At 33.1% G+C, this 23,082-nt stretch carries 20 protein-coding genes; 8 read left to right on the top strand and 12 right to left on the bottom strand.

Annotated features, from left to right (window positions below):
- Nucleotides 1–13: 13 nt before the first annotated feature.
- The 12 genes from LPB248_RS05495 to LPB248_RS17045 form a co-directional block, all read right to left on the bottom strand.
- Nucleotides 14–2,077, bottom strand: coding sequence for a hypothetical protein (locus LPB248_RS05495; protein ID WP_177210557.1), 2,064 nt, complete (start codon nucleotides 2,075–2,077; stop codon nucleotides 14–16).
- A gap of 74 nt (nucleotides 2,078–2,151) precedes the next feature.
- Nucleotides 2,152–2,640, bottom strand: a complete 489-nt coding sequence (locus LPB248_RS05490) for a hypothetical protein (RefSeq protein WP_177210556.1) — start codon at nucleotides 2,638–2,640, stop codon at nucleotides 2,152–2,154.
- A 30-nt stretch (nucleotides 2,641–2,670) separates the two neighbouring features.
- Nucleotides 2,671–3,123 (bottom strand): CHAP domain-containing protein, encoded by a 453-nt coding sequence (locus tag LPB248_RS05485; RefSeq protein WP_177210555.1) that lies wholly within the window; start codon nucleotides 3,121–3,123, stop codon nucleotides 2,671–2,673.
- Nucleotides 3,120–3,407, bottom strand: coding sequence for a methyl-accepting chemotaxis protein (locus LPB248_RS05480; RefSeq protein ID WP_083219804.1), 288 nt, complete (start codon nucleotides 3,405–3,407; stop codon nucleotides 3,120–3,122). Before LPB248_RS05480 ends, LPB248_RS05485 begins: the two co-directional genes overlap by 4 nt.
- A 310-nt stretch (nucleotides 3,408–3,717) precedes the next feature.
- Entirely contained in the window at nucleotides 3,718–3,963 is a 246-nt protein-coding gene (locus LPB248_RS05475) for a hypothetical protein (RefSeq protein ID WP_177210554.1), read from the bottom strand.
- A 569-nt stretch (nucleotides 3,964–4,532) separates the two neighbouring features.
- Nucleotides 4,533–4,700 (bottom strand): hypothetical protein, encoded by a 168-nt coding sequence (locus LPB248_RS05470; RefSeq protein WP_177210553.1) that lies wholly within the window; start codon nucleotides 4,698–4,700, stop codon nucleotides 4,533–4,535.
- 58 nt (nucleotides 4,701–4,758) lie between these two features.
- The gene (locus tag LPB248_RS05465; RefSeq protein ID WP_177210552.1) at nucleotides 4,759–5,031 is read right to left on the bottom strand and encodes a hypothetical protein; all 273 of its coding nucleotides are present in this window, start codon (nucleotides 5,029–5,031) and stop codon (nucleotides 4,759–4,761) included.
- A gap of 1,321 nt (nucleotides 5,032–6,352) precedes the next feature.
- Complete coding sequence (locus LPB248_RS05460; protein WP_177210551.1) at nucleotides 6,353–6,592, bottom strand: hypothetical protein; 240 nt, start codon at nucleotides 6,590–6,592, stop codon at nucleotides 6,353–6,355.
- Between the two features lie 112 nt (nucleotides 6,593–6,704).
- Complete coding sequence (locus LPB248_RS05455; protein ID WP_177210550.1) at nucleotides 6,705–6,872, bottom strand: hypothetical protein; 168 nt, start codon at nucleotides 6,870–6,872, stop codon at nucleotides 6,705–6,707.
- Nucleotides 6,862–7,578 (bottom strand): DUF3164 family protein, encoded by a 717-nt coding sequence (locus tag LPB248_RS05450; protein ID WP_177210549.1) that lies wholly within the window; start codon nucleotides 7,576–7,578, stop codon nucleotides 6,862–6,864. Before LPB248_RS05450 ends, LPB248_RS05455 begins: the two co-directional genes overlap by 11 nt.
- Before the next feature lie 29 nt (nucleotides 7,579–7,607).
- Nucleotides 7,608–7,886 carry a hypothetical protein gene (locus LPB248_RS05445; protein WP_177210548.1) on the bottom strand — a complete coding sequence of 93 codons (279 nt, stop codon included), beginning with the start codon at nucleotides 7,884–7,886 and terminating at the stop codon, nucleotides 7,608–7,610.
- Nucleotides 7,886–8,017 carry a hypothetical protein gene (locus LPB248_RS17045; RefSeq protein ID WP_255463021.1) on the bottom strand — a complete coding sequence of 44 codons (132 nt, stop codon included), beginning with the start codon at nucleotides 8,015–8,017 and terminating at the stop codon, nucleotides 7,886–7,888. The genes LPB248_RS05445 and LPB248_RS17045 overlap by 1 nt, the downstream gene beginning before the upstream one ends.
- A 304-nt stretch (nucleotides 8,018–8,321) precedes the next feature.
- On the opposite strand from LPB248_RS17045, the gene LPB248_RS05440 reads away from it, so the two are divergent.
- The 8 genes from LPB248_RS05440 to LPB248_RS05405 all read left to right on the top strand — a co-directional run bounded on the left by LPB248_RS05440 (nucleotide 8,322) and on the right by LPB248_RS05405 (nucleotide 23,080).
- The gene (locus LPB248_RS05440) at nucleotides 8,322–9,005 is read left to right on the top strand and encodes a helix-turn-helix transcriptional regulator (RefSeq protein ID WP_255463020.1); all 684 of its coding nucleotides are present in this window, start codon (nucleotides 8,322–8,324) and stop codon (nucleotides 9,003–9,005) included.
- Nucleotides 9,006–9,148: 143 nt separating this feature from the next.
- A complete protein-coding gene (locus LPB248_RS05435) occupies nucleotides 9,149–9,613 on the top strand; it encodes a hypothetical protein (protein ID WP_177210547.1) in 465 nt (154 codons plus the stop codon).
- Nucleotides 9,614–10,096: 483 nt separating this feature from the next.
- Nucleotides 10,097–11,107 carry a LacI family DNA-binding transcriptional regulator gene (locus LPB248_RS05430; protein WP_177210546.1) on the top strand — a complete coding sequence of 337 codons (1,011 nt, stop codon included), beginning with the start codon at nucleotides 10,097–10,099 and terminating at the stop codon, nucleotides 11,105–11,107.
- A gap of 201 nt (nucleotides 11,108–11,308) precedes the next feature.
- Nucleotides 11,309–14,401, top strand: coding sequence for a SusC/RagA family TonB-linked outer membrane protein (locus LPB248_RS05425; protein WP_255463019.1), 3,093 nt, complete (start codon nucleotides 11,309–11,311; stop codon nucleotides 14,399–14,401).
- Between the two features lie 10 nt (nucleotides 14,402–14,411).
- The gene (locus LPB248_RS05420) at nucleotides 14,412–15,926 is read left to right on the top strand and encodes a SusD/RagB family nutrient-binding outer membrane lipoprotein (RefSeq protein WP_177210544.1); all 1,515 of its coding nucleotides are present in this window, start codon (nucleotides 14,412–14,414) and stop codon (nucleotides 15,924–15,926) included.
- Nucleotides 15,927–16,389: 463 nt separating this feature from the next.
- Nucleotides 16,390–18,351 carry a beta-mannosidase gene (locus LPB248_RS05415; RefSeq protein ID WP_177210543.1) on the top strand — a complete coding sequence of 654 codons (1,962 nt, stop codon included), beginning with the start codon at nucleotides 16,390–16,392 and terminating at the stop codon, nucleotides 18,349–18,351.
- A 92-nt stretch (nucleotides 18,352–18,443) separates the two neighbouring features.
- Complete coding sequence (locus LPB248_RS05410) at nucleotides 18,444–20,705, top strand: GH92 family glycosyl hydrolase (protein WP_177210542.1); 2,262 nt, start codon at nucleotides 18,444–18,446, stop codon at nucleotides 20,703–20,705.
- A 95-nt stretch (nucleotides 20,706–20,800) separates the two neighbouring features.
- Nucleotides 20,801–23,080, top strand: a complete 2,280-nt coding sequence (locus LPB248_RS05405; RefSeq protein ID WP_177210541.1) for a GH92 family glycosyl hydrolase — start codon at nucleotides 20,801–20,803, stop codon at nucleotides 23,078–23,080.
- The last annotated feature ends 2 nt before the right edge of the window (nucleotides 23,081–23,082 follow it).

The raw sequence follows: 23,082 nt of genomic DNA, 5'->3' as shown, positions 1-23,082 counted from the left end.
TAAGGATTGAAGATTAGTTAATGCTTGTTAAGGTAATGGGCAAGTCATCATAAGTGATTTCTTCCAGTGAATCAGCAATTGTCATAAAATTTAGATCAGAATCTTTATTATCAACAAAAGTTGGAATTCCTAAGGTTAAGGTATATTCTTCAAGTGTAAAAGTTTGATAAGCTTTAGAAGTATATTTTTTACATTTTATAAATAGTGGTTGGTTAGGAAAACCACTATTTGTACTTAGTTGATATGCTTTTAAAGAATAGTATTCATTATGAGTTAAAGTAATCGACTCAAAAGTTTCAAATATAGCGTCATTAATACTTGCATCCCCTGATTTTGAATAAGTAAGAAACTTAACAGTATCAGATGTGTTTTCGGTATCAGAAATTGAATACTTAGTTAATTCAAAGTTTCCAATTTTTGATGTTTTAACGATCTGATTTAAAAATCCAGTATGCGGATTCGAAGTGTTTTCATAATCGTAATCTGCAGTATTAAATTTTATATTGAATTTGCCTTTTCCAATTATAGCAACTGGATTATCAGCTTTATTGCTTACACTTTTAAAGGCGACTTCGTCTTTGTAAGAAAAAAAGGTAACATGATTTTTATCGATAGCAATTCCTGCAGTTGGTAAATAAGCTTCACCTTTTTTAGAGTCAATTACTAATGGAAAATTTATGGAAGAATAAGTGTAAATTCTAAAATCTCCATCAATTAAATCATTGAAACCAAAAATATTATTCATCTTTAAAGAGAAAAAATTGTTCCATATAGATGAAATATTCTGCGTGTTATTTGTATCTCCTTTCGTGGATTTTTTTAAAAGAATATAGTTACTACCTAGTTTATTGTCATTATATTTCCAGTTTTTTAATTTAACAGCCTCTGACTCTTTGAGTAGTATTTTATTACTTCCGTCACCATCTGCAATTATAAAATGTTTCTTTTGGGTAGTATCTATTTCTGTTGAAATTTTGCCTACATAAGAGGATAGGAAATTTGCGTTTATCGGGCTTCCTATATATATTGGAATCTTGATATGAAACCACTTTTTACTATTATTATAAACTTGATTAGTAATTTTAAGAATTGGCCAATCAGTATAATAATTCATATCAGTATATACAGGATCCTTGACGGCACTGTCTGCTGAGTAAAAACCAACGCTTAACTCGTCTTTGAACTTAAAGAAGTGATTGTATGAAAAACCCCAATCATCTCTGATATCAATATAAACCGTATTTTTATTGTAAAACTTCTTTAAGAAGTTATCACCGCTATCGGCACCTTTTATTCGTAATCCTTGGTTTTTTGTGGCGCCATAAAATGCAGTAATATCAACATAGCTTAAGATTTCTTCTTTCTTAAATCGGTTGTTGAATTTTAGCTTAATTTTTTCGACGTCGGTTAAATTCTCATTAATAGTTAGCTTGTCAATTTCTAAAGTATGATTTGAAGCTTTTAATAGTTTTAATGTTGGCTCATAACCAATCATATCAAGGACAACTTCAATTCCTGCAAGAGTTGATCCACCAGCAAATTTTCCAATTTGGCATCCAGCTTCAACAATAAGCGGATGAAAGCTGTCTGTGTCATCAAAAAATATTTTTTCGATAAAAGTAGTATCGGGAAGATCCGAAAAGTTTAAACCTAAACAATCTGATTTCGCAATTAAATTGGTGCCATTTTTTGAATTCAGTTTATCCTGTACCTCTTTTATGACTTTAAGGATATTGCTAGAAGCCCATGTTCCATCAGATTCTGGAATGTTTTGAAGGCTATCAACTAATGATGATTTTTTAATTCCTCTGTAAATAAACATTTTTACAGGGAAGCCGCTCACATAAGTATTTAATGGAAGCAATGCGATGTTTAATAATGAAGGATTGCTATTTGGCATTGCCAATACTAAGGATTTTGTAATGGCATAGGCTGGAGCATCCTCAGATACCGAAAAATTATTATCTAAATTGTATTTTTCAACACTCCCTACGTCGGGTTGCTGTCCAAAAGCCAATTCTGCTAATTGATCCGTTTCTATTGAACTTTCTTTTGTAAAAAAATATATTTTTGACATATGTTTATTTTTATACTCTAAAATCTATTTGAAAAATTTTAGAATGAATTATTTTTAAAATTGTTTACCCGGTTCTAGAATAGCCTATAGAATTTTGCAATTGGTTTGACTGCATAATAAACCAGCACCAAAAGAAAAATCCTCCCCAGCCAAATCTGTACCTTTTGCCAAAAAGTCAAATAGTTCACAAATTTTGTGGTGTTGATGGTTTTTACTTCAGTTTCCTTAACCTGTTGAGATTTCCAGCGGGCGTAGAGTTCCTGCTCTTTAAGTTCGCAGTCTATGTTAAGTTTGTTGTTCTCAAGACGAACCTTTGGGCTTTTTAATGTACGCCCTGGTTCGGCCTGAGTAACATTCTTAACAACTACTTTTCCGTTTTGACATTCAAGTAATGCTCTATAAGAGCTGCTGTCTTTCTGAATTTTAAAAACAGTATCATGTACTGTTTCTTTGATAGTAATAGTTTTTGCTTTCTCTTCACTTAGAACCGGTTTCGGGCTTTTGCACGAAACCAGAACTAAGACTAAAAAAAACAAAAAAATAAGACGTTTTAAATTGTTCATGATAAGTTATAATTTGTTTGTTGCTGATTTTTAGAGTCTTAAAAAGCCTTTGATGCTTTTAATTTCCCTTTTTCTTCTGGCTACTTTATAGCCTTCTCGACCTCCCATATCGTTTGTATTGCCTTCAATGGTGTAGATAAGTGTTCCTGCAACTTTGTCGACAATTCCGGCATGACCAGTTCCGTTTTTAAAGTCTAGGATAAAAACATCGCCTGGTTGAGGTTCTTTTTTAATTAAGGATTTGCTTGAGTTGTATTGGTCCAATACACCGCCAGTTTTTTTTAAAGGGTTTTTGACTCCTAATTGTAATGCCGCTTTTTGAGTACACCAGTAAACAAAGGCCATGCACCATGGATATCCTTTTGCGAGTCCGACACTTCTCAAATAAATTTCGACTTCAGGACCAGCATTGCTGTTTCGTGGCATTTCTTCAACACCAACCTGAGCAATTGCAATTTCTAAGGTTTTTTGGGCTAATGTCATTGCTGTTTTCCGTTTAGTTGTTTAAATTTTTGCAGCTCATCTACTAACTGCTGATTTATCAGCATGAGCTCCTTATGTTGTATTTCCATTTTTTTTATGGTTTCGGTTGCTGAGGTTAATCGGGCCGTTAGATCATCAAGTAAGTCACGGTAGTATTTTACGGCGCTCACGGCATTGTCAAGTTCGGCGGCTCTGTCCTCGGCCAATGATTTTCTCATCGAGAAAAACCACGTAATAAATGCGGCAAAAAATGCGGTAAGAGTGGGGTATAGAAACTGTTCCATTGAATGTTTAAAAAATATATGTTAGGATTGAATTTTGTTTTTGGGAGAAACAGCTTTTTTAGAGAATGTTATTTGGAAGAAATTAGGCCTAATTTTCTGTTTTAATCGCTGCAGTTGTTTCCTTTTGTGGGTACAAAGATTGATGTAAAAAAGCAGTAAAAAAAACAAATGAAAGGTGCTTAAACACTTGTATTCTGGTGCTTTACATAGTTGTTCAGTCAACGAACAACAAGCTTTTTTACTGCAAAAAAAGGCACATCTTTGCAGAGCAATTCAGACGAAATGGTTGTTATAAAACAGACATAATTGTTTATAAAGTTTTAGTTTGATTTTGCAGCAGTTCTTCAATTTTTTTGAGTTCAGAAGTAATCGGAGTGCAGAGAATCTCGTACAAGGTGGTACGGGAAATCGGATAAACAGGATAAACGTATTTACGCCAGACTACAGTAGTTGGAATATCTTCGGTTTTGTGTTTTTGATACAATTCTTTAATAAGCTTGTAACGTAATAGTTTATTTTTTTGGATTCCGAGACTTCTGTTGTTTGAAATTGCCATAATGATTGAGGTAAAATGATTAAAAGAATTGTTTTTTAGATTAAAGTAATATTGTCTTTGTGGTATAAAGAATAATTATAAATGCTATCACAGATAACCAAAACCATTTGATCCTAATATATCAATGGCTGCTCTTCTTCTAATGCCGAAATGTTCCGGAGCTTCGTCCTGAGGTAATTCTGCTCAAAGAATTTAATAGAGCAGAGTCCGCGCAACAATCTTGTTCCAGAATTATAAAACACTGGAACATCTCGGGAAAAAGAATGGTTTTGAGTTATTTGATTAGGGCAGTAAGCGCCCGCTTTTTCGGTTCCTGTTTTCTTAATTTTTTGATAAAAACAGGAACCTTTTTATTTCATACCGTTAAAATAAAATGATATGTTTTATGATAGAATTGGACTAGCTAGCAACTTGCTAGTAATTTAGTTTTGATGAAGGCTTATATTTAAAAAACAAGTACTCTTAATCAAAATTTTAATACTTGTTTTTTATGAAGGCGGGTAGATTTTATGAAAACCAATTTCAGTTCAAATCTGCGTAAACAATATGATTTGCTAACCTGTTAATTTTTAGGACTTATGATGAGGTCTTTTTTTACGCTCATTTTGATACTGTTTAAAAGTAGAATTTATCTTAAAATTAATCCATTCGCGAAAAGTCATTATGGGTTTTAAGTTTGTAGCAATTAATAAAGCTCCTAAAAGTAAAGAAGCATAAATGTCATTGTTTGGATACATTGATTTATAGTTTTTGGGTTATTTTGGTAGTATTGATTGAGTGCTTTTGAGAATTAAATCATAATTTATTTTCTTCTATAAAAGGATCTTCGTAGTAAGGTTTAAAATCATACTTTACAATAAGTTTAGTCACTTCTTTAATCTTTCTCTCTAGATCCTGAGAGACGGGTCTGGGTTCAGCTTCGGCATTTTCTAAAATATGCATCCATTGAAAACGTTCCTGATTGATGCAAATACGCTCTCCTGGAGTAAAGATTTTAATTTTTTCTGAGCAAAATTGAAGTGCTGTGTAAAGCTGTGAAATGCGTTCTTTAATTTGATTATTATTCATTTTTTCGTAATTGTAAAATGGTTTTTAATTTTTTTAAATCATATTCGATAAGATTTCTTTCAGCACTATTTGGATTTTTAACGAGCCAGGATTCCAATTCCTGTATTTTTTCAATTATTTGTGAAATAGTCATTGTGATTTGGTTTTAAGATTAAGTAATGAGTTTTTAATAGTGGCATTCATAGGATAAAAGTTATTGTTTCGTAAAAAAGTATTTCTAAATTTCTGACAAATATCGAAAGTTATTTCGAATATTAAAATAAAAACGAAACTTTTTTCGATTTATTTTTTATTATATTGATTTTTTTATGTGTTTAAAAAGTATTTGTTTTGACGATTGAGATTGGTTTTGTTTCAGAAATGACAGAGTGTATAAGGAAATACAAGTGTTTTATAAATCAAGTAGTATAAATTCGAAATATCTTTCGTTTTTTTTATAACGATTTATTTAGATTTGATTTTAAAGAAATTAAAAAAGAGTAGACTTGTGGGGTTTTGGATTAAAATGAAAAATTAAGAATATTTCCAGAGAGGTATGAAAAAAGCCCAGATCACAAAAAGAATTTTTAAGAACGGGCTAAAATTATTGAGGCTTTTTAAATCAGTTCTTTAGTAAAATCAGTTAAGAGATTCTTTTTCGCAGATTAGCAATAATTCTAATATTTCGATACTGATTTTTCCTTCTAGAAATAGTCTACGCAATAATTTTAAGTACTCTTGTTTTTTGGTAAGCATGATTATGTTTATTATAGGTTAAGTAGTAAAATTCGTAATATTCAATATCCTTTATTTGAGGTTTCACGTAAAGCACTTTTTAGCTAAAATTGCATGTCAAAAAAATCTCTTAAAAATTAACATTTAGAGATGAAATCAAGAATTGCTTTTATTGGGTTAAAAGAATAAATAATATGTCGTTTTTGATAAAACAAACTTCGAGGATTGATTTTTATAAAAAAAATGTAAAGTCTATGTAGTTATCTTGATTGTTGGTTAGAAATTTCTTCGAATGGTTTTTATAAGGCTTTTATTATTTATTTAACATTTTGCTTAATAATAAGACTGCTGTGTTTGTTTAGAAGAAAAAGCCTGTAAAAATAAATTGCTACAGGCTTTTTCTTTATTGGAATTTCAAGAGAACGTATTTAAATTGCTTATGACAATTTTGATTCTTCTTTTTGTTGCGAAAAGAGTTGTAAATTTAATTGGAAGACAAAGATGTGAACTTAAAATGCTTAATAAAAAAGAATGCAAGGTATTTGAACATTAATGTTCGAAGTTTTTACAATCTTGTACAGCAAAGTATGTTGCTTATGGATAAAGATTATGAAGCTGCCCTTTGGCTTAATTCTTCAATTTTTTTAAGTTCGATTGTTATAGGAGTACAAAGGATTTCGTACAATGTAGTTCTTGAGATCGGGTAGATAGGGTAAATGTATTTTCGCCAGACTACCGTTGTGGGAATATCTTCAGTTTTGTGTTTTTGATATAATTCTTTGATAAGTTTATATCGAAGTAATTTATTTTTTTGAATTCCCAAGCTTCTTTGATTAGATATAGGCATAGTAAAAGGATTAAATGTTTGAAATAAATGAGTTAAAGTAATTTTAATGAAATTGATGTTCTGTCAGGAAAAATATCTTGAAGAAGTGGTATATTGTTGTTGTTTATTAGGTTTAAGATCTATTGGCAATTCTCTTTTTTCGCTCGTTTTGATACTGTTTGAAAGTTGTGTTTATTTTGAAAGCTAGCCATTCGCGAAACATCAAAATTGGTTTTAAATTGGTTGCAATAAGTAATAATGCCAATAGAGCCGATGCGTAAATATCATTGTTAGGCTGCATGATTTTGTTTGTTTTGCTGGTTAAAGAAATCGAAAGCATATCCTTGTAAAAAATCTACAGAAGACATAGATAGAGGAATATTGGTTCTTACTCCATTATCGTCAATTTTGCTTGCTTCTATAAACCAGCTTGAGCGCACGGGTTTAAAAGAGGAAGCAATAATTTCTACACCATCTGTAAATTCTTCATTATTAAACTCTTTTGTTAGTTTTTGAAGTTCTAAAACTCTTGAGCCTTTTAAGTTTCCTTTAGCGTCTTTTTTTAAGAGGTTAAAAACAATTTTGACCAACGAGGCTGTTTCTTTACTAGTAGAAAGAGAAGAGATGTAATTTTGTACTTTTTCGATTCCAATAGTCACAGTGTCGTCCCAGCCTTCGTTTATGCGATAACCAATTGTAATTTCTTCTTTATCATTAGAAAAAGTGTGTGACATTTGTTTCTCTTTAAAGCCGTATACTTGATTTTTTAAATCTAGAATAGTTTCAAATAATTGAAAAGTTTCGGTTTTGGCATTTCTCATCATTTCGGAAGTCTCATATAATCTTGAAAGCGCTTTCGGAATAGTTTCGGCTACTAATTTTTTATAAGCATCTCTTTCTTCATTCTTTTTATTTTCCATTCTGTTTAATGCTTCTTTTAATTCTTGCGCAGAAAATTGAGATAAATCTACAGATTTGCTAATAGTGTTTATTGGAGGAGTGTTCATAATAATTTTACTTTTATTGTTAAAATGATTTAGTTAAGTATTACAATTTCGTCTTTAAAAGGATCTCCGTAATAAGGTTTAAAATTATATTGTACGGTGAGTTTGGAGATCTCTTTTAATTTGTTTTCAATATTTTGAGAAACAGGGCGTGGGGCAGCGGTTTCGTCGTTTAGAATATGCATCCATTGAAAACGTTCCTGGTTTATGCAGATTCTTTCTCCTGCAGTAAAAGTTTTGTTTCTTTCCGAACAATATTGAAGCGCGAGATATAGCTGGGCAATACGTTCTTCGATTTGATTTTTATTCATTATTTTTTATTTAATAGGGTTTGTAATTTTTTGATGTCAGATTCGATTAAATTTCTCTCTGGGCTATTCGGATTTTCGATAAGCCAATTTTCCAATTCCTGGATTTTTTCATTGATTTGATTTGCTTCCATTTTATTGATTTAAGTAGTGATTGATAGTTTTTTTATTTTATTAATGATTAATATTACACTTTGTTCGTAGTTTTATTCCTGTTTGAGGTAGTGGGGATTTTATTCTTTTTATTTTGCTTTTTAGTTATGTATTCTATTTTTAATCAATGTTTTATGGTGATGATTTGGTTTTGTTGCTGTTTTTTGGATTCATAAATTTGTTAACGTTTCTGTTGTTTTTGAATTTTATTTTTCTTTACTTTGCAAATATAATGTAAAATAATACATCAAAACAAATTTTTAACGTAAAAAAATACGCTTTTTTATGGGGTCAACAGAAAGGATGAGAGAGTATCTTGATTACAAAGGGATTACTAAGTATAAATTTTGCAATGATTTAGGATTTTCCAATAAATTTTTGGATAATAGCAGTAATATGGGAACGGATAAAGCGTGTAAAATTTTACACTACTATCCGGAGATTAATTCAGAATGGCTTTTAACGGGTAATGGGCCTATGATAAAAGAAGATAATACAAGTGTGTTAATTATGAATACAGGTAGGAAAACAGTAGATTCTATTCATATGACCCAAGAGATACCGCTGTATGATCTTGAGGCAGTTGCTGGGTTAAGAGAATTGTTTAATAGTGGAGAACCGCAAAGAGTTTTGGATACTATAAAAATCCCGAATCTGCCTAAATGTGATGGTGCAATTTCGGTTACTGGAGATAGTATGTATCCTTTATTAAAATCAGGTGATATTGTCTTGTATAAAGAAACTGAATTTGAAAATATCTTTTTTGGAGAAATGTATCTTTTAAGTGTAAAGCTAAACGATTGGGAAGAATATATTACTGTAAAGTATGTCCAAAAATCGGATCAAGGGAGTGAATATGTAAGATTAGTAAGTCAGAATTCTCATCATCAGCCCAAAGATATCCATATATCAAAAATTTCAGCATTGGCACTTATAAAAGCTAGTATTCGTATCAATACTATGATGTAATGGTTTTGTATGCTACGTACCACAATATGTAAAAGAATTTGCGTTTTACTTAAAAAACAAATTCTTTTATTTTTATAAATTTGTTAATAATCCGAAACAAATATCAGATTCTTTTAGGTATTATTTCGTAACACTTTTTTTAGATGAGCACGATAAATGAAAAGATCAATGATATAGCTGTAAAAGAATTTAAAGGAAACAATAGTTCTTTTGCAAAGGCAATGAATACTAGTGAGGCTAATATTCGTAATTACAGGAAAGAAACAATGCCAAAGCTTGATTTTATAGTTAAGTTGCATGATTTATTCGAAATCAGTTTTGAATATCTGCTTTCTGAAAATATTGAAACGGGCAGTTATAAAAATCAAGATTATAATGGCAAAGCTCAGGATCAAGATTTAATGCAAAAAATGCTTGGAGCCGAAAATACTCTACTGAAAGAAAAAATTGAATTTTTATCGGAACAGATAGAATTCTATAAGGGAAAAATTGAATTTTTATCGCTCCAAACAAATTCAAAAAATACGCAGACTACAAAAGAAATTGCTGATGGATTAAAGATTATAGACGAAATAGAAAACTTATTTATAAAGAAGTCAGTTAAGTAAAATTTTAGTTAACCCAGAATTTGGTTATTGGGTGAATAAAAAAAGCAAAAAAAATAGAAAGGAAAGAACCGATTAGGAAACTAATCGGTTTTTTTTATGGTAGAAAAGTTCCTAATTCTAGGTTTTGTTACCATCTAAAAGTATGATTTTAATGTTTAAAAATTTATGAATCATCTGTCTTAAAATTTAACAATTACTGAATTCTAGAAATCGTAAAATGGAGCCTTTTTTTGATAATTAAAGATTAAAAATCAATAAAAACGCTACCAAAATTCAGTCAAATCTTTATAAAATCCCCAAAAACTATATTAAAAGTCAAAATGACAATAACTTGATAAAATCTAGTATTTACTGCATTTTTCATTTTATTTTGGCTTTAAAAAAGAGATTTATTGAAAAAAAATTTTACTAAAACGTTTTTGTAAGTTTTGCTTACATATATTTGCGATGTACTAAAATATTCAACAATAAATTTTTAGCCCGATGAAAAAGATTACAATTAGAGATATTGCAAAACAGGCAGAAGTTTCTATTTCTACTGTGTCTTTTGTAATCAATGGTAAAGGCGAAAAAATGGCCATTAGTCCAACGGTGATTAAAAAAGTTCAGGATGTAGCGCAAAAACTGCAATATAAACCAAGCATGATTGCGAGCAGTTTGCGAACAGGAAAAACTAGATCTATCGGACTTATTGTGGAAGATATATCCAATCAGTTTTTTGCAGACTTGGCAAGAGTAATTGAAGACGAAGCAAAAAATATAAATTATCGAGTTTTTTATTGTAGTACAGGAGACGATAATGAGCGTTCTGAAGAATTAGTTCAAAGTCTTTTGCAAGCTAACGTAGAAGGTTTTATAATTACTCCGACCCGAAATTTAGAAAAAACCATCAGCCAACTTTTAAAACTGCAAAAGCCAGTGGTTTTGATCGATAGGTATTTTGCAAATCAAAAAGTAAGTCATGTTGTAATGGATAATTACGAAGGATCTTATTCGGCCACTAAATTTTTGATTGATAAAGGAAGAAAGAATATTGCTGTTGTAAATAACGAGTCTGGAATGATTCAGATGAAATTAAGGGAAAAAGGATATGTCGCAGCGCTAAAAGAAGAAGGAATTTATAACGAAAATTATACGCTTCACTTAGATTTTCATGCAAGCGAACAGAGCAGAATTGAGGCGATTATCAATTTCTTTCAGAAAAATAGAGAGATAGATGCGGTTCTTTTTTTAGCCAATTATCTCGGACTTGCGGGACTTCAGGCTTTTAGAACTTTGAAATACAAAATTCCCGACGACATTTCGGTCATTAGTTTTGATGATCATGACAGTTTTAAACTGCATACCCCCACAATATCTGTGATTGCCCAGCCCATAGAGGAAATAGCAGTAAAATCGATACAGTTATTAATGAGCCAAATGACAAACCTTGATGATTTTAAAGTAGAGAAAGTTCTAAAGAAAGGAACTTTGATTATCAGGGAATCCGTTTAAAATTGAATTTTAAAAAGCTGAGGCTTTTTTTTAACCATTTTACTAAAACGTTTTAGTAAGAATAGAAATACAGTAGCAATTCAAAAAGCTGCTAGGAATAATATTGCAAACAGAGTACAATTTTTTATTAATTATTTAAAAACAAAAAAACAGATCAAATCAACAAAACAAAATCAAAACCAATAACCAAAAAGAATGCTTATGAGACGAATATTAGCAGTGTTAGGAGTGATATTGCTTAGCAGTTTAAGTGCTGCCGCGCAAAATCGATTAATAACCGGCATAGTTACAGATGTAGAAAACAAGGGAATTGTTGCTGCATCAATCGAAGTTCAAGGAAAGCCATTTAGTGCTGTTACAGATGCCGAAGGGCGATTTAAAATGAATGTACCAGAAGGTAAAGTTACCCTTAATGTATCTTCTATAGGGTTTCAAACAAGATTAGTAGTACTTCAGGAAAAAGAAACAAGAATTGCTGTTATGTTAGTTGAAACTACACAGGAATTAAAAGATGTTGTAGTAACTTCATTTGGAGTTAAAAAACAAAAGAAAAGTTTAGGTTACGCAGTTGGAGAACTAAAAGGCGAGGATCTGACAAAAAATAAAGAAATTAATTTAGGAAACGCTCTTCAAGGTAAAATTGCCGGAGTAAACGTTTCGGCGCCAGTTACAGGACCTTCAGGTTCTAGCCGTGTTGTAATTCGTGGAGCAACTTCTGCCTCTGGACTTAACCAGCCGCTTTATGTTGTTGATGGAATTCCGATTGATAATACACAGCAAGGAAATGCCAATATGTGGGGTGGTGCCGATAAAGGTGACGGTATGTCTTCTTTCAATCCAGATGATATCGCTTCGATGTCAGTTCTTAAAGGTAGTGCCGCTTCTGCTCTTTACGGGTACAGAGGATCAAATGGTGTTATCTTAATTACAACCAAAAAAGGTAAAAACGGAACAGGAATCGGAGTAGATTTTAGTACAAATTCTTCCTTCAATACGCCTGCGAGTCTTTTAAAATGGCAAGATCAATATGGTGCTGGAGCTCCAGATGCGAACGGGGTGCCAACCAGATTTAACAATTTACAAGAACTTAGAGATTCCTATTATTTTGCATGGGGAGATAAATATGACGGAACACCTTCTTTATCTCTTGATGGTAAGACACGCCCTTATCAGGCTTATGGAAAAGATAATGTGGAGAATTTCTACAGAACTGGATATTCTTTCAGTAATACTTTAGCGATTTCTGGAGGAAATGAGTCAACAAACTTTAGATTGTCTTTTGGAAATACTAAAGATGAATCTATTTTACCAGAAACTACTTTTGGAAGAAATAACGTGGCTTTGAGTTTAAATTCGGCTCCAAATAAAAGAATTAGCATAGAAAGTAATGCTCAATATATTTCGGAGAAAAGTCATAATCGTCCATATTTAAATGATTCGCCAAGAAATCCGTCTTTCCCAACAACATTTATGACGCCGGGAACAGATATCAGATGGATAAGCAATCCTTATGATGCAAACGGCGGAGAAGAAGACTTTTTTGGAGCCAACGTATATCATACCAATCCATATTTTGCTACAAAATCGCCACTAAACGATGACCTTAGAAAACGTTTTATTGGTTCAGCAAAAGTAAATTACAACATTACAGATAAAATTTATGCTAAGGCTGTTATTGGTATTGATGATATTAATTATGAATATACTGAAATCGAGCCTACTGGAATAAATTACAGCCCAGGCGGATCGATCGAAAACAGAGTTGAAACTCGTTCTGAAGTAAATGCTTCTGGTTTCTTAGGCTACAAAGGAGATATTGCTAAAGACCTTACGTTGGATGCTTTTATTGGAGCAAACCGTCAGCATAATAGATACAGCGGCATCAAAATGAAAGGAAATAATTTTATTGTTCCGTTCAAATATTTCTACGGAAATACACAGCCAGATAAAACAGAAAAATTATTCTCAGAAAGCGAAGTAAACTCTCTTTTCTATTCTGCAGATATTGGATACAAAGATTTCTTATTCTTGAGTTTAACAGGTCGTGAAGATTGGTTTTCAACTTTAGATCCTTCAAACAATAGCACTTTCTATCCTTCGGTAAGTTCAAGTTTCATTTACTCTGAAGTTATCGGTCTTCCTGAGTGGATTTCTTATGGTAAGATTAGAGCGGGTTGGGGTAACGTTGGAGGAGCATTGCCAGATGCTTATGCTTTAGCATTGACTTATACTACGCCAGACGGACAGACAGATTCATTAGGGCAGCCAATTTTAGGTGTAAATGGAGAAACAATTCCAAATAGAACTTTGAAGCCTTATAATGTAAGTACAATCGAATTTGGTTTCGAAAATACATTTTTCAATAACAGAGTAAGTACAGATTTGACTTTCTACAGCAAAAAAACAACCAATGATATTACAGATGCCGATGTTTCTCAGGCTTCGGGATACAGAACAACAAAAATCAATGTTGGAGAAATCTTAAACAAAGGGGTTGAGTTTGCTATTAATGTGAAAGCGGTTAAGACGCCAAGTTTTTCTTGGAACATAGGTTATAATTTTGCTTATAATGATAGCGAAGTTTTAAATCTTTCGGATAAAATCACAACAAAAACATTAGAAGGAAACAGAGACGGAAGAGCTAATGTAGTTTTAGAAAAAGGACAGCCATTTGGAGTTATTAAAGCATACGATTATTTAAGAGATGCAAATGGAAATATTGTTTTGGATACAAATGGTAAATTCTTAAGAGGGAATTTAATTATTGCTGGTCAAGGTGTTGCGCCAACATCTATGGGACTTTCAAATGATTTTTCATATAAAAACTTTACACTTTCAGTTTTTGTTGATGCAAAATTTGGAGGAGAAATCTACTCAGCTACAAACCAATTAGGAACACGTTACGGATTGTCTGAAATTACACTTCCAGGTCGTGAAAACGGTATTGCAGTAAGCGGAAAAGATATTAACGGAAATCCAGTTAATACCACAGTTTCGGCTTATGATTACTGGAGAAGTTATAGTGATGTAACCTCAAACTTTGTTTACGATGCCGATTTTGTTAAGCTGAGAGCAATTTCATTTGCTTACAACTTCCCAAAAGCATATTTGCAGAAAACACCATTCCAGTCTGTTAGTTTAGCTTTCTCAGCTCACAATTTATGGACTATTTATGACAAAGTTCCAAACATCGATCCTGAGTCAAATTACTCAAATAGTAATGCGCAAGGTATGGAAAGAGCTTCTATGCCATTGACAAGAAACTATGGTTTTGCACTTAATGTCAAATTCTAATTCTAAAAAGATGAAAAATAGATATATCAAAATATTTTGTATCGCAATTGTTGGTGCTTTGACATTGGCTTCATGCGATAAAGGATTCGAAGAAATGAATAAGAATCCAAATGCGTTAACAGATCCAGCTGTAAAATCAATGTTTACACTTGCTGAAATTTATGTAGACGGACAAGATTTTTCTAATACAAGAGGAAACAACTTATACGCAGCACAAATTGTACAGCAGTTTTCTTCACTTGGAGGGCCAGGTTCAAAATACAGTTATTCTTCGGAGTATTCAGCTGCTCTTTTTGGCGAAACTTACGGAAAAGGATTAAATCAGATTTTCCAATTATTATCTGTGGTAGAGAATACGCCAGAGAATTCAAATATGATTCAGGCATGTAGAATCATGAAAGTTTTCTTGTTTCAAAAATTGACAGATACTTACGGTGAAGTTCCTTATTTTGAAGCAGGAAAAGGATACAACGGAAATGTATTTTCTCCTAAATATGATACACAAGAAGCTATCTACAATAATCTTTTAAAAGAATTAGACGAAGCTGGAACTGCTCTTGATGCAGGAAAGCCATTTGTTGGAAATGCAGATTTGTATTATCAGAGCGATGTTGCAAGATGGAAAAAACTGGCAAACTCTTTAATGTTAAGAGTAGCAATGCGTTTGTCTAAAGTAAATCCTGCGAAAGCAAAAGAATTTGTTGAAAAGGCCTATGCTAAAGGAGTTTTCACTTCAAACGATGACAGTTTGGTTTTAAAACACGATGCAGGTCCTGCAGGAGTAAAAACCAATCCAATTACTTCTTCTTGGGTTAGAAACGATTTGAACGGAGGAGAATCGAACATTAAATTCAGTAAAACGTTCATCGATTTATTGAAAAATACAAACGATCCACGTTTAAGAATTTACGCAAAATTGGAAGCAACTGGAGACAATAGCCCAGCAAGTCAGCAAGGTTTGGCAAATGATGCAAAAGAATTTCCAGGAGGAGACAAAAAATTATTTTCAGATCCAAATACTTCTACAGTATTGCGTTTAGACGCTCCAACATTGATCATGTCATATGCTGAGGTTCAGTTTTTATTGGCCGAAGCTGCAGTAAAAGGATGGAACGTTGGCGGATCTGCTCAAACGTATTATGAAAATGGAGTAAGAGGCGCTATGAATATTTTAGCAATTTTTGGAGATAAAGTGCCTTTGGTTTCTCCAGCAGAATACAACACGTACATTACAACATATCCATTTAAATCTGCAGGAACAGAAGCGCAGAAAATCGAACAGATTATCACTCAAAAATGGATTGTATTATTATTCAACGGTTTTGAAGCATTCTCAGAATACAGAAGAACAGGTTACCCCGTTTTAGTTCCTGTTAATGATCCAACTGGAGATACAAAAGGAACGATTCCGAGAAGATTAATTTATGATCAGTCAGAACTTATTACAAACGAGGCTAATTATAAAGAAGCAATTCAACGTCAAGGTTTAGATTTAATGACCACAAGAATCTGGTGGGATAAATAATTTTTAAATTGGTTGGTTAGTTAAGATAAGTCGGGTAATGAGCATACCCGGCTTATTTTTAAAATCTGTAATTGATTGATCTGAGAAGTAAATATTTGAAAAGTTATTTTATAGATTCAAATACCCTTTTTTTCGCATAAAACAAATTTGGTTCTGCTGAAAAAGATGGATTTTATATTCTGTATTTTAAAATTTCAAAATAATATACTTAAAGTTTATTTCAGTTATTTGAGTTTAAAAACAATCCATATCAAAATCAAAATAAAGCATAAGGCAGTGGTAAAGAAGATATTTCTAGTTGTATTTTAGAGTTACTAACAAAGAATAAATTCTAAAGAGAAGGAATAAAGCGGTCAGTTGTTTCCTTCTCTAAACTGCCAAATTACCTGCCTTTTTTAGTAATTTTAAAAGGTATTAATAATTACTCAGTAAAATGAATTATCAAAAACAACTTCATTGGATAATGTCCTTATTTCTGACAGGTTTTACATCAATCGCCTTTTCGCAGAAAATTGATCTAAAAAGCAATTGGACGTATCGTGAAGAAAAAACAAAAAAATGGTATTCGGCCAGCGTTCCGGGAGAAATTCACACCGATTTGCTAAACAGTAAATTAATACCAGATCCATTTTACAGAGATAATGAGAAAAAACTGCAATGGATCGAACGTAAAAACTGGGAATACAAAACTGTTTTTCAGGTTACCGCAAATATGCTGAAAAAGAAAAACACAGAACTAGTTTTTGACGGATTAGATACTTATGCATCAGTTTACTTAAACAATCAATTAGTTTTAAAAGCCGATAATATGTTCCGTCAATGGAGAGTTGACGTTAAAAAAGTCTTGAAATCAGGAAATAACGATTTGCGAATCGTATTTCAATCGGCTCAAAATGTAGTTGATTCGCTGGCTAAAAAAGATTATCCATTTGTAATTCCAGACAATCCCCGTGCTTATGTACGTAAAGCACAATACCATTTTGGCTGGGATTGGGGACCAAAATTCACAACATGCGGAATATGGAAAACGCCGAGATTTGAAGCTTACGATGAAAAAGAACCTGAAAAACCGTATGTGTTAAATCGAAAAATTGAATTGATACAAGAGCCAGATAGTTTGGGCAGATCTTTCTATTTTAAAATTGACGGAAAACCAGTTTATATGAAAGGAGCCAATTACATTCCATCAGACGCTTTTCTTTCGAGAGTAACCAAAAAAGAATATGAAAAAATAGTTTTATCTGCGAAAGAAGCCAACATGAACATGCTTCGCGTTTGGGGTGGAGGTATTTATGAAGACGATTATTTCTATGATTTATGCGATAAATACGGAATAAATGTCTGGCAGGATTTTATGTTTGCAGGCACAATGGTTCCTGGAGATGACGCTTTTTTTGATAATGTAAAAAAAGAAGTTCAGTATCAGGTAAAAAGATTGCGCCATCATCCGAGCATTGTTTTGTGGTGCGGCAATAATGAATCTGATGAAGCCTTTAAAAACTGGGGTTGGATGAAAAGTTTTAAAATTTCAAAACAAGATTCAACTCGTTTGTGGAAAGATTATACGCGTTTGTTTCATGACAGTATCCCGAAATGGATAAAAGAAGTTGATGATAAACGTCCGTATTTAAGTTCTTCGCCATTATACCATTGGTCTAAAGCTAAAAGCATTACTGAAGGAGACAGCCACTATTGGGGAATTTGGTGGGGATTGGAAGATATTGAAGCCGTTCAGAAAAAAACAGGAAGATTTGTGAGCGAATACGGAATGCTGTCTTTACCAAATTATAATTCAATTGAAGGTTTTACTTCACCAGAAGACCGAAATTTATATTCAGATATACTAAAAGCACATTTAAAAGCGGGCAAAGGTTTTGAAAAATTAGATACCTATCTTGGTAAGTATTTCATCGATCCATCAAAAATAAAAAAGATGAATTTGGAAGATTATGCATACTTGAGTCAGTGTCTGCATTATTATTCTATAAAAAATATCGTTGGAATTCATCGTTCGAAAGCGCCTTATAATATGGGAACTCTAGTCTGGCAATTAAACGACTGCTGGCCCGTAGCAAGCTGGAGTATTACCGATTACAATAACCGACAGCCCAAAGCCGCTTGGTACGCTATAAAAGAAGCCTACAGAGATGACATAAAACCAGAAACTGATTTTAGACATCCAAAAGATCTGGCATTAGAAGATCCAAAAATCAGCTGGGAAATAAAAGGAAATAGCGTAATTATAAAAGCTCAGAAAATGGCAAAATACGTTTGTATCTCGATGAAAGACTATAATGGAAAATGGAGCGATAATTATTTTGATTTAAAAGCAGGAGAAGAAAAAACAATTTCGTTTGAAGGGAAAATTGCGAAACCTGAGATTAAGATTTATTCTTTGTTTGAGGTTTTAAAGAGATACGAGTAGAGGTTCGAAGTAACAAAGATACAAAGGGAAAAAGGTTTTTCGTAGAGACGCATTACATTGCCTCTAACAAACAGATTAAAAAATAAAAATATATGAGAATACTATTTAGCGGTTTTTTGGCTTTGAGTTTACTTTTTGCCAATCCGATAATTTCACAGCAAAAAAAGGCAAAACAAGCAGAAGTAAATTATACGCAATATGTAGATCCACTTATTGGTTCAGCAGGTCATGGTCACGTATTTGTGGGCGCAAATGTTCCTTTTGGAGCGGTACAGTTGGGGCCAGTAAATATTTTTGAAGGCTGGGATTGGTGCAGCGGTTACAACTATGCCAGCAATACCATTTTAGGCTTCACACACATGCATTTAAGCGGAACAGGAATTGGCGATTTAAATGATATTCTGGTGCTTCCTGTCAGTGGAAAAGTCGGTTTGACCAAAGGAACAAAAGAAGATATGGTAAACGGTTGCGGTTCGTATTTCTCTCATAAAAACGAAGTCGTAAAACCAGGATATTACAGCGTTTTATTAGATAAATATAAAGTTAAAGCCGAATTAACAGCCAGCGAAAGGGTCGGTTTTCATAAATATACTTTTGAGAACACAAACGATTCACACATTTTAATTGATCTAGCTGATGGAATTGGCTGGGACAGACCAGTAAAAACGTTCATTAAAAAAATAAGTGAAACTAAAATAGAAGGTTACCGTTATTCGGCAGGTTGGGCAGCAGATCAACGTATTTATTTCGCAATGGAATTCTCTGAGCCTATTACAAATATGATGGTTTATGACAGTACAGCCGTAGTTAAAGGAACAGAAGGAGAAGGCTTGAAAATAAAAGCTGTTTTAGATTTTAAAACCTTAAAAAATAAACAGATTCTGGTAAAAGTTGGGATTTCTCCAGTTAGTACAGAAAATGCATCAGCCAATATAAAAGCAGAAATTCCGAATTGGGATTTTGAAACGATTGTAAAATTAGCAGATTCAAAATGGAACAAAGAATTAAATAAAGTTCAAATAAAAGCAGACGAAAAAACAATGAAAGTTTTCTACACTTCATTGTATCACACCATGTTTGCACCTTCCATTTTTAATGATGTCAACGGAGATTACCTGGGAACAGACAAAAAAGTCTACGAAAAAGCCAATTTTACCAATTACACTACTTTTTCGCTATGGGATACTTACCGCGGATTACATCCATTATATACCATTACGCAGCCTGAAAAAATCAATGATATTGTAAAATCGTTTTTAGCGATTTATCAGCAGCAAGGCAGATTACCAGTTTGGCACTTAATGGGCAATGAAACCAATACGATGAACGGAAACCATTCTATAGCCGTTATTGTTGATGCTTATTTAAAAGGATATCGTGGTTATGATGTCAATTTAGCGTACGAAGCCATTAAAAAAACGGCCATGCAAACGCGTGACGGAATGGATTATGTTCAAAAACTCGAATATATTCCTGCTGATAAACTATTAGAATCTGTTGGAAACGCTTTAGAATATGCCATAGATGATTATTGCATCGCCTTAATGGCAAAAGCGTTAAACCAAACAGACGATAATTATTATTTCACCAAAAGAGCCAATTTATACAAACTGTATTTTGATAAAGAAACCACTTTTATGCGTGGTAAATTGGCAAATGGAAATTGGAGAACACCATTTAATCCGCTTTCATCAGCGCATCGCAAAGATGATTATGTGGAAGGAAATGCATGGCAGTACACTTGGCTGGTGCCGCAGGATCCGTACGGTTTAATTGATTTGTTTGGAAGCGAAGAGAAATTTATCGCAAAACTGGATTCGCTTTTCCTGCTGACTGACAAAGTAGAAGGAGAAGATGTTTCGCCAGACATCAGCGGTTTAATAGGACAGTACGCTCACGGAAATGAGCCCAATCATCATATTCCGTATTTATATGCTTATGTCGGACAGCCTTGGAAAACAGCCAAATTAATTAGAGAAATCGATGAGAAATTCTACTCAACAAAACCTGATGGATTGTGCGGTAATGAAGATTTAGGGCAAATGTCGGCTTGGTACGTTTTATCTTCTATGGGATTCTATTCGGTTAATCCTGCAAACGGGATTTATGTTTTAGGAAGTCCGTTGGTAAATAATGCTGTAATTCATCATAAAAAAGGGATTTCATTTACGATAAATGCAGTTAACAACAGCGCTTCAAATATCTATATTCAAAAAGCAGAATATAACGGAAAGCCTTATACAAAATCATATATCACGCAAGAAATGATTGTAAAAGGTGGAGAATTGAAATTATATATGGGAAGCAAGCCTTCGCAAACATTTGGAGTAAAAAAAGAAGATAGACCGCTTTAGTAGTGAAAAGTAAAATGTGAGATGTAAAATGCAAAGCGCAATTAGACAGGTCACATTTTACATCTCGCATTTCACAAAACACAATTCACAAGAATATGAAAATAAAAAGTTTAATTTTTTTTGGATTAATACACTGCTGTATTTCTATAAATGCGCAAGTTAAAGAACCTGTAGAATATGTAAACCCGTTAATGGGAACGCAGTCTTTGCATAATCTTTCCAACGGAAATACGTATCCCGCAATCTGCAGACCTTGGGGAATGAATTTCTGGACGCCTCAAACTGGAAAAATGGGCGACGGGTGGGCATACACTTATACCGCAGAAAAAATCAGAGGATTTAAACAGACGCATCAGCCATCGCCTTGGATGAACGATTATGGTCAGTTTTCGATTATGCCAGTTACAGGGAAATTGGCTTTCGCCGAAGACGAACGCTCGAGCTGGTTCAGCCATAAAGCTGAGGTTTCAAAACCGTATTATTACAGCGTTTATTTGGCTGATCATGATGTTACAACCGAAATTACGACAACAGAAAGAGCAGCGCATTTTCAGATTACATTTCCAGAAAATGAAAAATCTTCTATTGTAATCGACGCTTTTGATAAAGGTTCTTATATCAAAATAATTCCTTCAGAAAATAAAATAGTCGGCTATACAACTCGCAACAGTGGGGGAGTTCCTCAAAATTTCAAGAACTATTTTGTGATGATTTTTGACAAGAAGTTCTTAACCAATTCAACTTGGATTGATAAAGTTTTAACTGCTGATAAATTAGAGGCAGAAGGAAATCATGTCGGTGCTGTGGTTGGGTTTCAAACCAAAAAAGGAGAAAAAGTAAATGTTAGAGTGGCATCTTCTTTTATAAGTCAGGAGCAGGCCGAATTGAATCTGAAAAACGAATTAGGCGCATCGACTTTCGAAGAAACGGTTGCGCAATCGAAAGCGGAATGGAATAAAGTTCTAGGGAAAATTACTGTAGAAGATAATAATGCAGATCAGTTAAAGACTTTTTATTCTTGTTTGTACCGTACGGTCTGTTTTCCTCAGAAACAATATGAAATTGATAAAGATGGAAAAATTGTACACTACAGTCCATACAACGGAAAAATTCTTCCGGGATACATGTACGCAGGAACTGGATTTTGGGATACTTTCCGTGCCTTATATCCTTTGCTGAATCTGGTTTATCCTTCTATAAATAAAGAAATGCAGGAGGGATTAATCAACGATTATAAAGAACGCGGATTTCTGCCAGAATGGTCAAGTCCAGGTTTTAGAAATGTGATGGTTGGAAATAATTCTGCTTCTGTAGTTTCTGATGCTTATATGAAAGGATTACGCGGTTACGATATCAATACTTTATACGAAGCTTTATTGCATGGAGCTAATAATGAAGGGCCTATGGATGCTGTGGGAAGAAAGGGAGTTCAATATTACAATACTTTAGGATATGTTCCTTACGATGTAAATATCAACGAAAATGCAGCGCGAACTTTAGAATATGCTTATGATGATTTTACGATTTGGAAATTGGCAAAAGCATTAAATCGTCCGAAAAAAGAAATCAGCTTGTATGAGAAACGAATGCTGAATTACAAAAAGCTCTACAATCCGTCAGTAGGATTAATGAGCGGACGAAATAAAGACGGCAGTTTTCCAGCCAATTTTAATCCGTTTAAATGGGGAGATGCTTTTACCGAAGGAAACAGCTGGCATTATAGCTGGAGTGTTTTTCACGACATTCAAGGCTTGATTGATTTAATGGGCGGAGAGAAAAATTTCACAGCAAAATTAGATGCAGTATTTACCACACCTCCAATTTTTGACGATAGTTATTATGGAGCTGTTATTCACGAAATCCGCGAAATGCAGATTATGAATATGGGACAATACGCGCATGGAAACCAGCCAATTCAGCACATGATTTATTTATACAATTACGCAGGAGAACCTTGGAAAACACAATACTGGTCAAGAGAAGTCATGAACCGTTTGTACAAACCAACTCCAGACGGTTATTGCGGAGATGAAGATAATGGACAAACTTCTGCATGGTATATTTTCTCAGCCATGGGATTTTATCCAGTTTGTCCAGGAACAGAAGAATATGTTTTGGGAACGCCTCTGTTTAAGAAAACAACTTTACAGTTAGAAAACGGAAAACAGCTTATTATCAATGCACCAAATAATTCAGAAACCAACAAATATGTAAACGAATTAAAATGGGATAATACTCTTCATACCAAAAATTATATCAATCATTTTGATGTATTGAAAGGGGGAGAATTAAATTTTGATATGACAAGTTCTCCTAATTTTAAAAGAGGAACAACAAAAGAAGCTTATCCATATTCTTATTCAACTTCAAAATAAAA

The sequence above is a fragment of the Flavobacterium sp. LPB0248 genome, assembly GCF_013388355.1.
In the GTDB taxonomy this organism is placed as follows: domain Bacteria; phylum Bacteroidota; class Bacteroidia; order Flavobacteriales; family Flavobacteriaceae; genus Flavobacterium.
Note: the sequence above shows the minus strand (reverse complement) of the source record. Positions and strands in the feature narration are given on the sequence as shown.

Bases quoted from the DNA above. Each gene is read 5' to 3' on its own strand.
- LPB248_RS05425 (WP_255463019.1), top strand. From the start codon at position 11,309: ATGAGACGAATATTAGCAGTGTTAGGAGTGATATTGCTTAGCAGTTTA.
- LPB248_RS05480 (WP_083219804.1), bottom strand. From the start codon at position 3,407: ATGGAACAGTTTCTATACCCCACTCTTACCGCATTTTTTGCCGCATTT.
- LPB248_RS05485 (WP_177210555.1), bottom strand. From the start codon at position 3,123: ATGACATTAGCCCAAAAAACCTTAGAAATTGCAATTGCTCAGGTTGGT.
- LPB248_RS05460 (WP_177210551.1), bottom strand. From the start codon at position 6,592: ATGCCTATATCTAATCAAAGAAGCTTGGGAATTCAAAAAAATAAATTA.
- LPB248_RS05465 (WP_177210552.1), bottom strand. From the start codon at position 5,031: ATGAATAATAATCAAATTAAAGAACGCATTTCACAGCTTTACACAGCA.
- LPB248_RS05415 (WP_177210543.1), top strand. From the start codon at position 16,390: ATGTCCTTATTTCTGACAGGTTTTACATCAATCGCCTTTTCGCAGAAA.
- LPB248_RS05470 (WP_177210553.1), bottom strand. From the start codon at position 4,700: ATGTATCCAAACAATGACATTTATGCTTCTTTACTTTTAGGAGCTTTA.
- LPB248_RS05495 (WP_177210557.1), bottom strand. From the start codon at position 2,077: ATGTCAAAAATATATTTTTTTACAAAAGAAAGTTCAATAGAAACGGAT.
- LPB248_RS05475 (WP_177210554.1), bottom strand. From the start codon at position 3,963: ATGGCAATTTCAAACAACAGAAGTCTCGGAATCCAAAAAAATAAACTA.
- LPB248_RS17045 (WP_255463021.1), bottom strand. From the start codon at position 8,017: ATGGAAGCAAATCAAATCAATGAAAAAATCCAGGAATTGGAAAATTGG.
- LPB248_RS05445 (WP_177210548.1), bottom strand. From the start codon at position 7,886: ATGAATAAAAATCAAATCGAAGAACGTATTGCCCAGCTATATCTCGCG.
- LPB248_RS05435 (WP_177210547.1), top strand. From the start codon at position 9,149: ATGAGCACGATAAATGAAAAGATCAATGATATAGCTGTAAAAGAATTT.
- LPB248_RS05450 (WP_177210549.1), bottom strand. From the start codon at position 7,578: ATGAACACTCCTCCAATAAACACTATTAGCAAATCTGTAGATTTATCT.
- LPB248_RS05490 (WP_177210556.1), bottom strand. From the start codon at position 2,640: ATGAACAATTTAAAACGTCTTATTTTTTTGTTTTTTTTAGTCTTAGTT.
- LPB248_RS05440 (WP_255463020.1), top strand. From the start codon at position 8,322: ATGGGGTCAACAGAAAGGATGAGAGAGTATCTTGATTACAAAGGGATT.
- LPB248_RS05405 (WP_177210541.1), top strand. From the start codon at position 20,801: ATGAAAATAAAAAGTTTAATTTTTTTTGGATTAATACACTGCTGTATT.
- LPB248_RS05420 (WP_177210544.1), top strand. From the start codon at position 14,412: ATGAAAAATAGATATATCAAAATATTTTGTATCGCAATTGTTGGTGCT.
- LPB248_RS05410 (WP_177210542.1), top strand. From the start codon at position 18,444: ATGAGAATACTATTTAGCGGTTTTTTGGCTTTGAGTTTACTTTTTGCC.
- LPB248_RS05455 (WP_177210550.1), bottom strand. From the start codon at position 6,872: ATGCAGCCTAACAATGATATTTACGCATCGGCTCTATTGGCATTATTA.
- LPB248_RS05430 (WP_177210546.1), top strand. From the start codon at position 10,097: ATGAAAAAGATTACAATTAGAGATATTGCAAAACAGGCAGAAGTTTCT.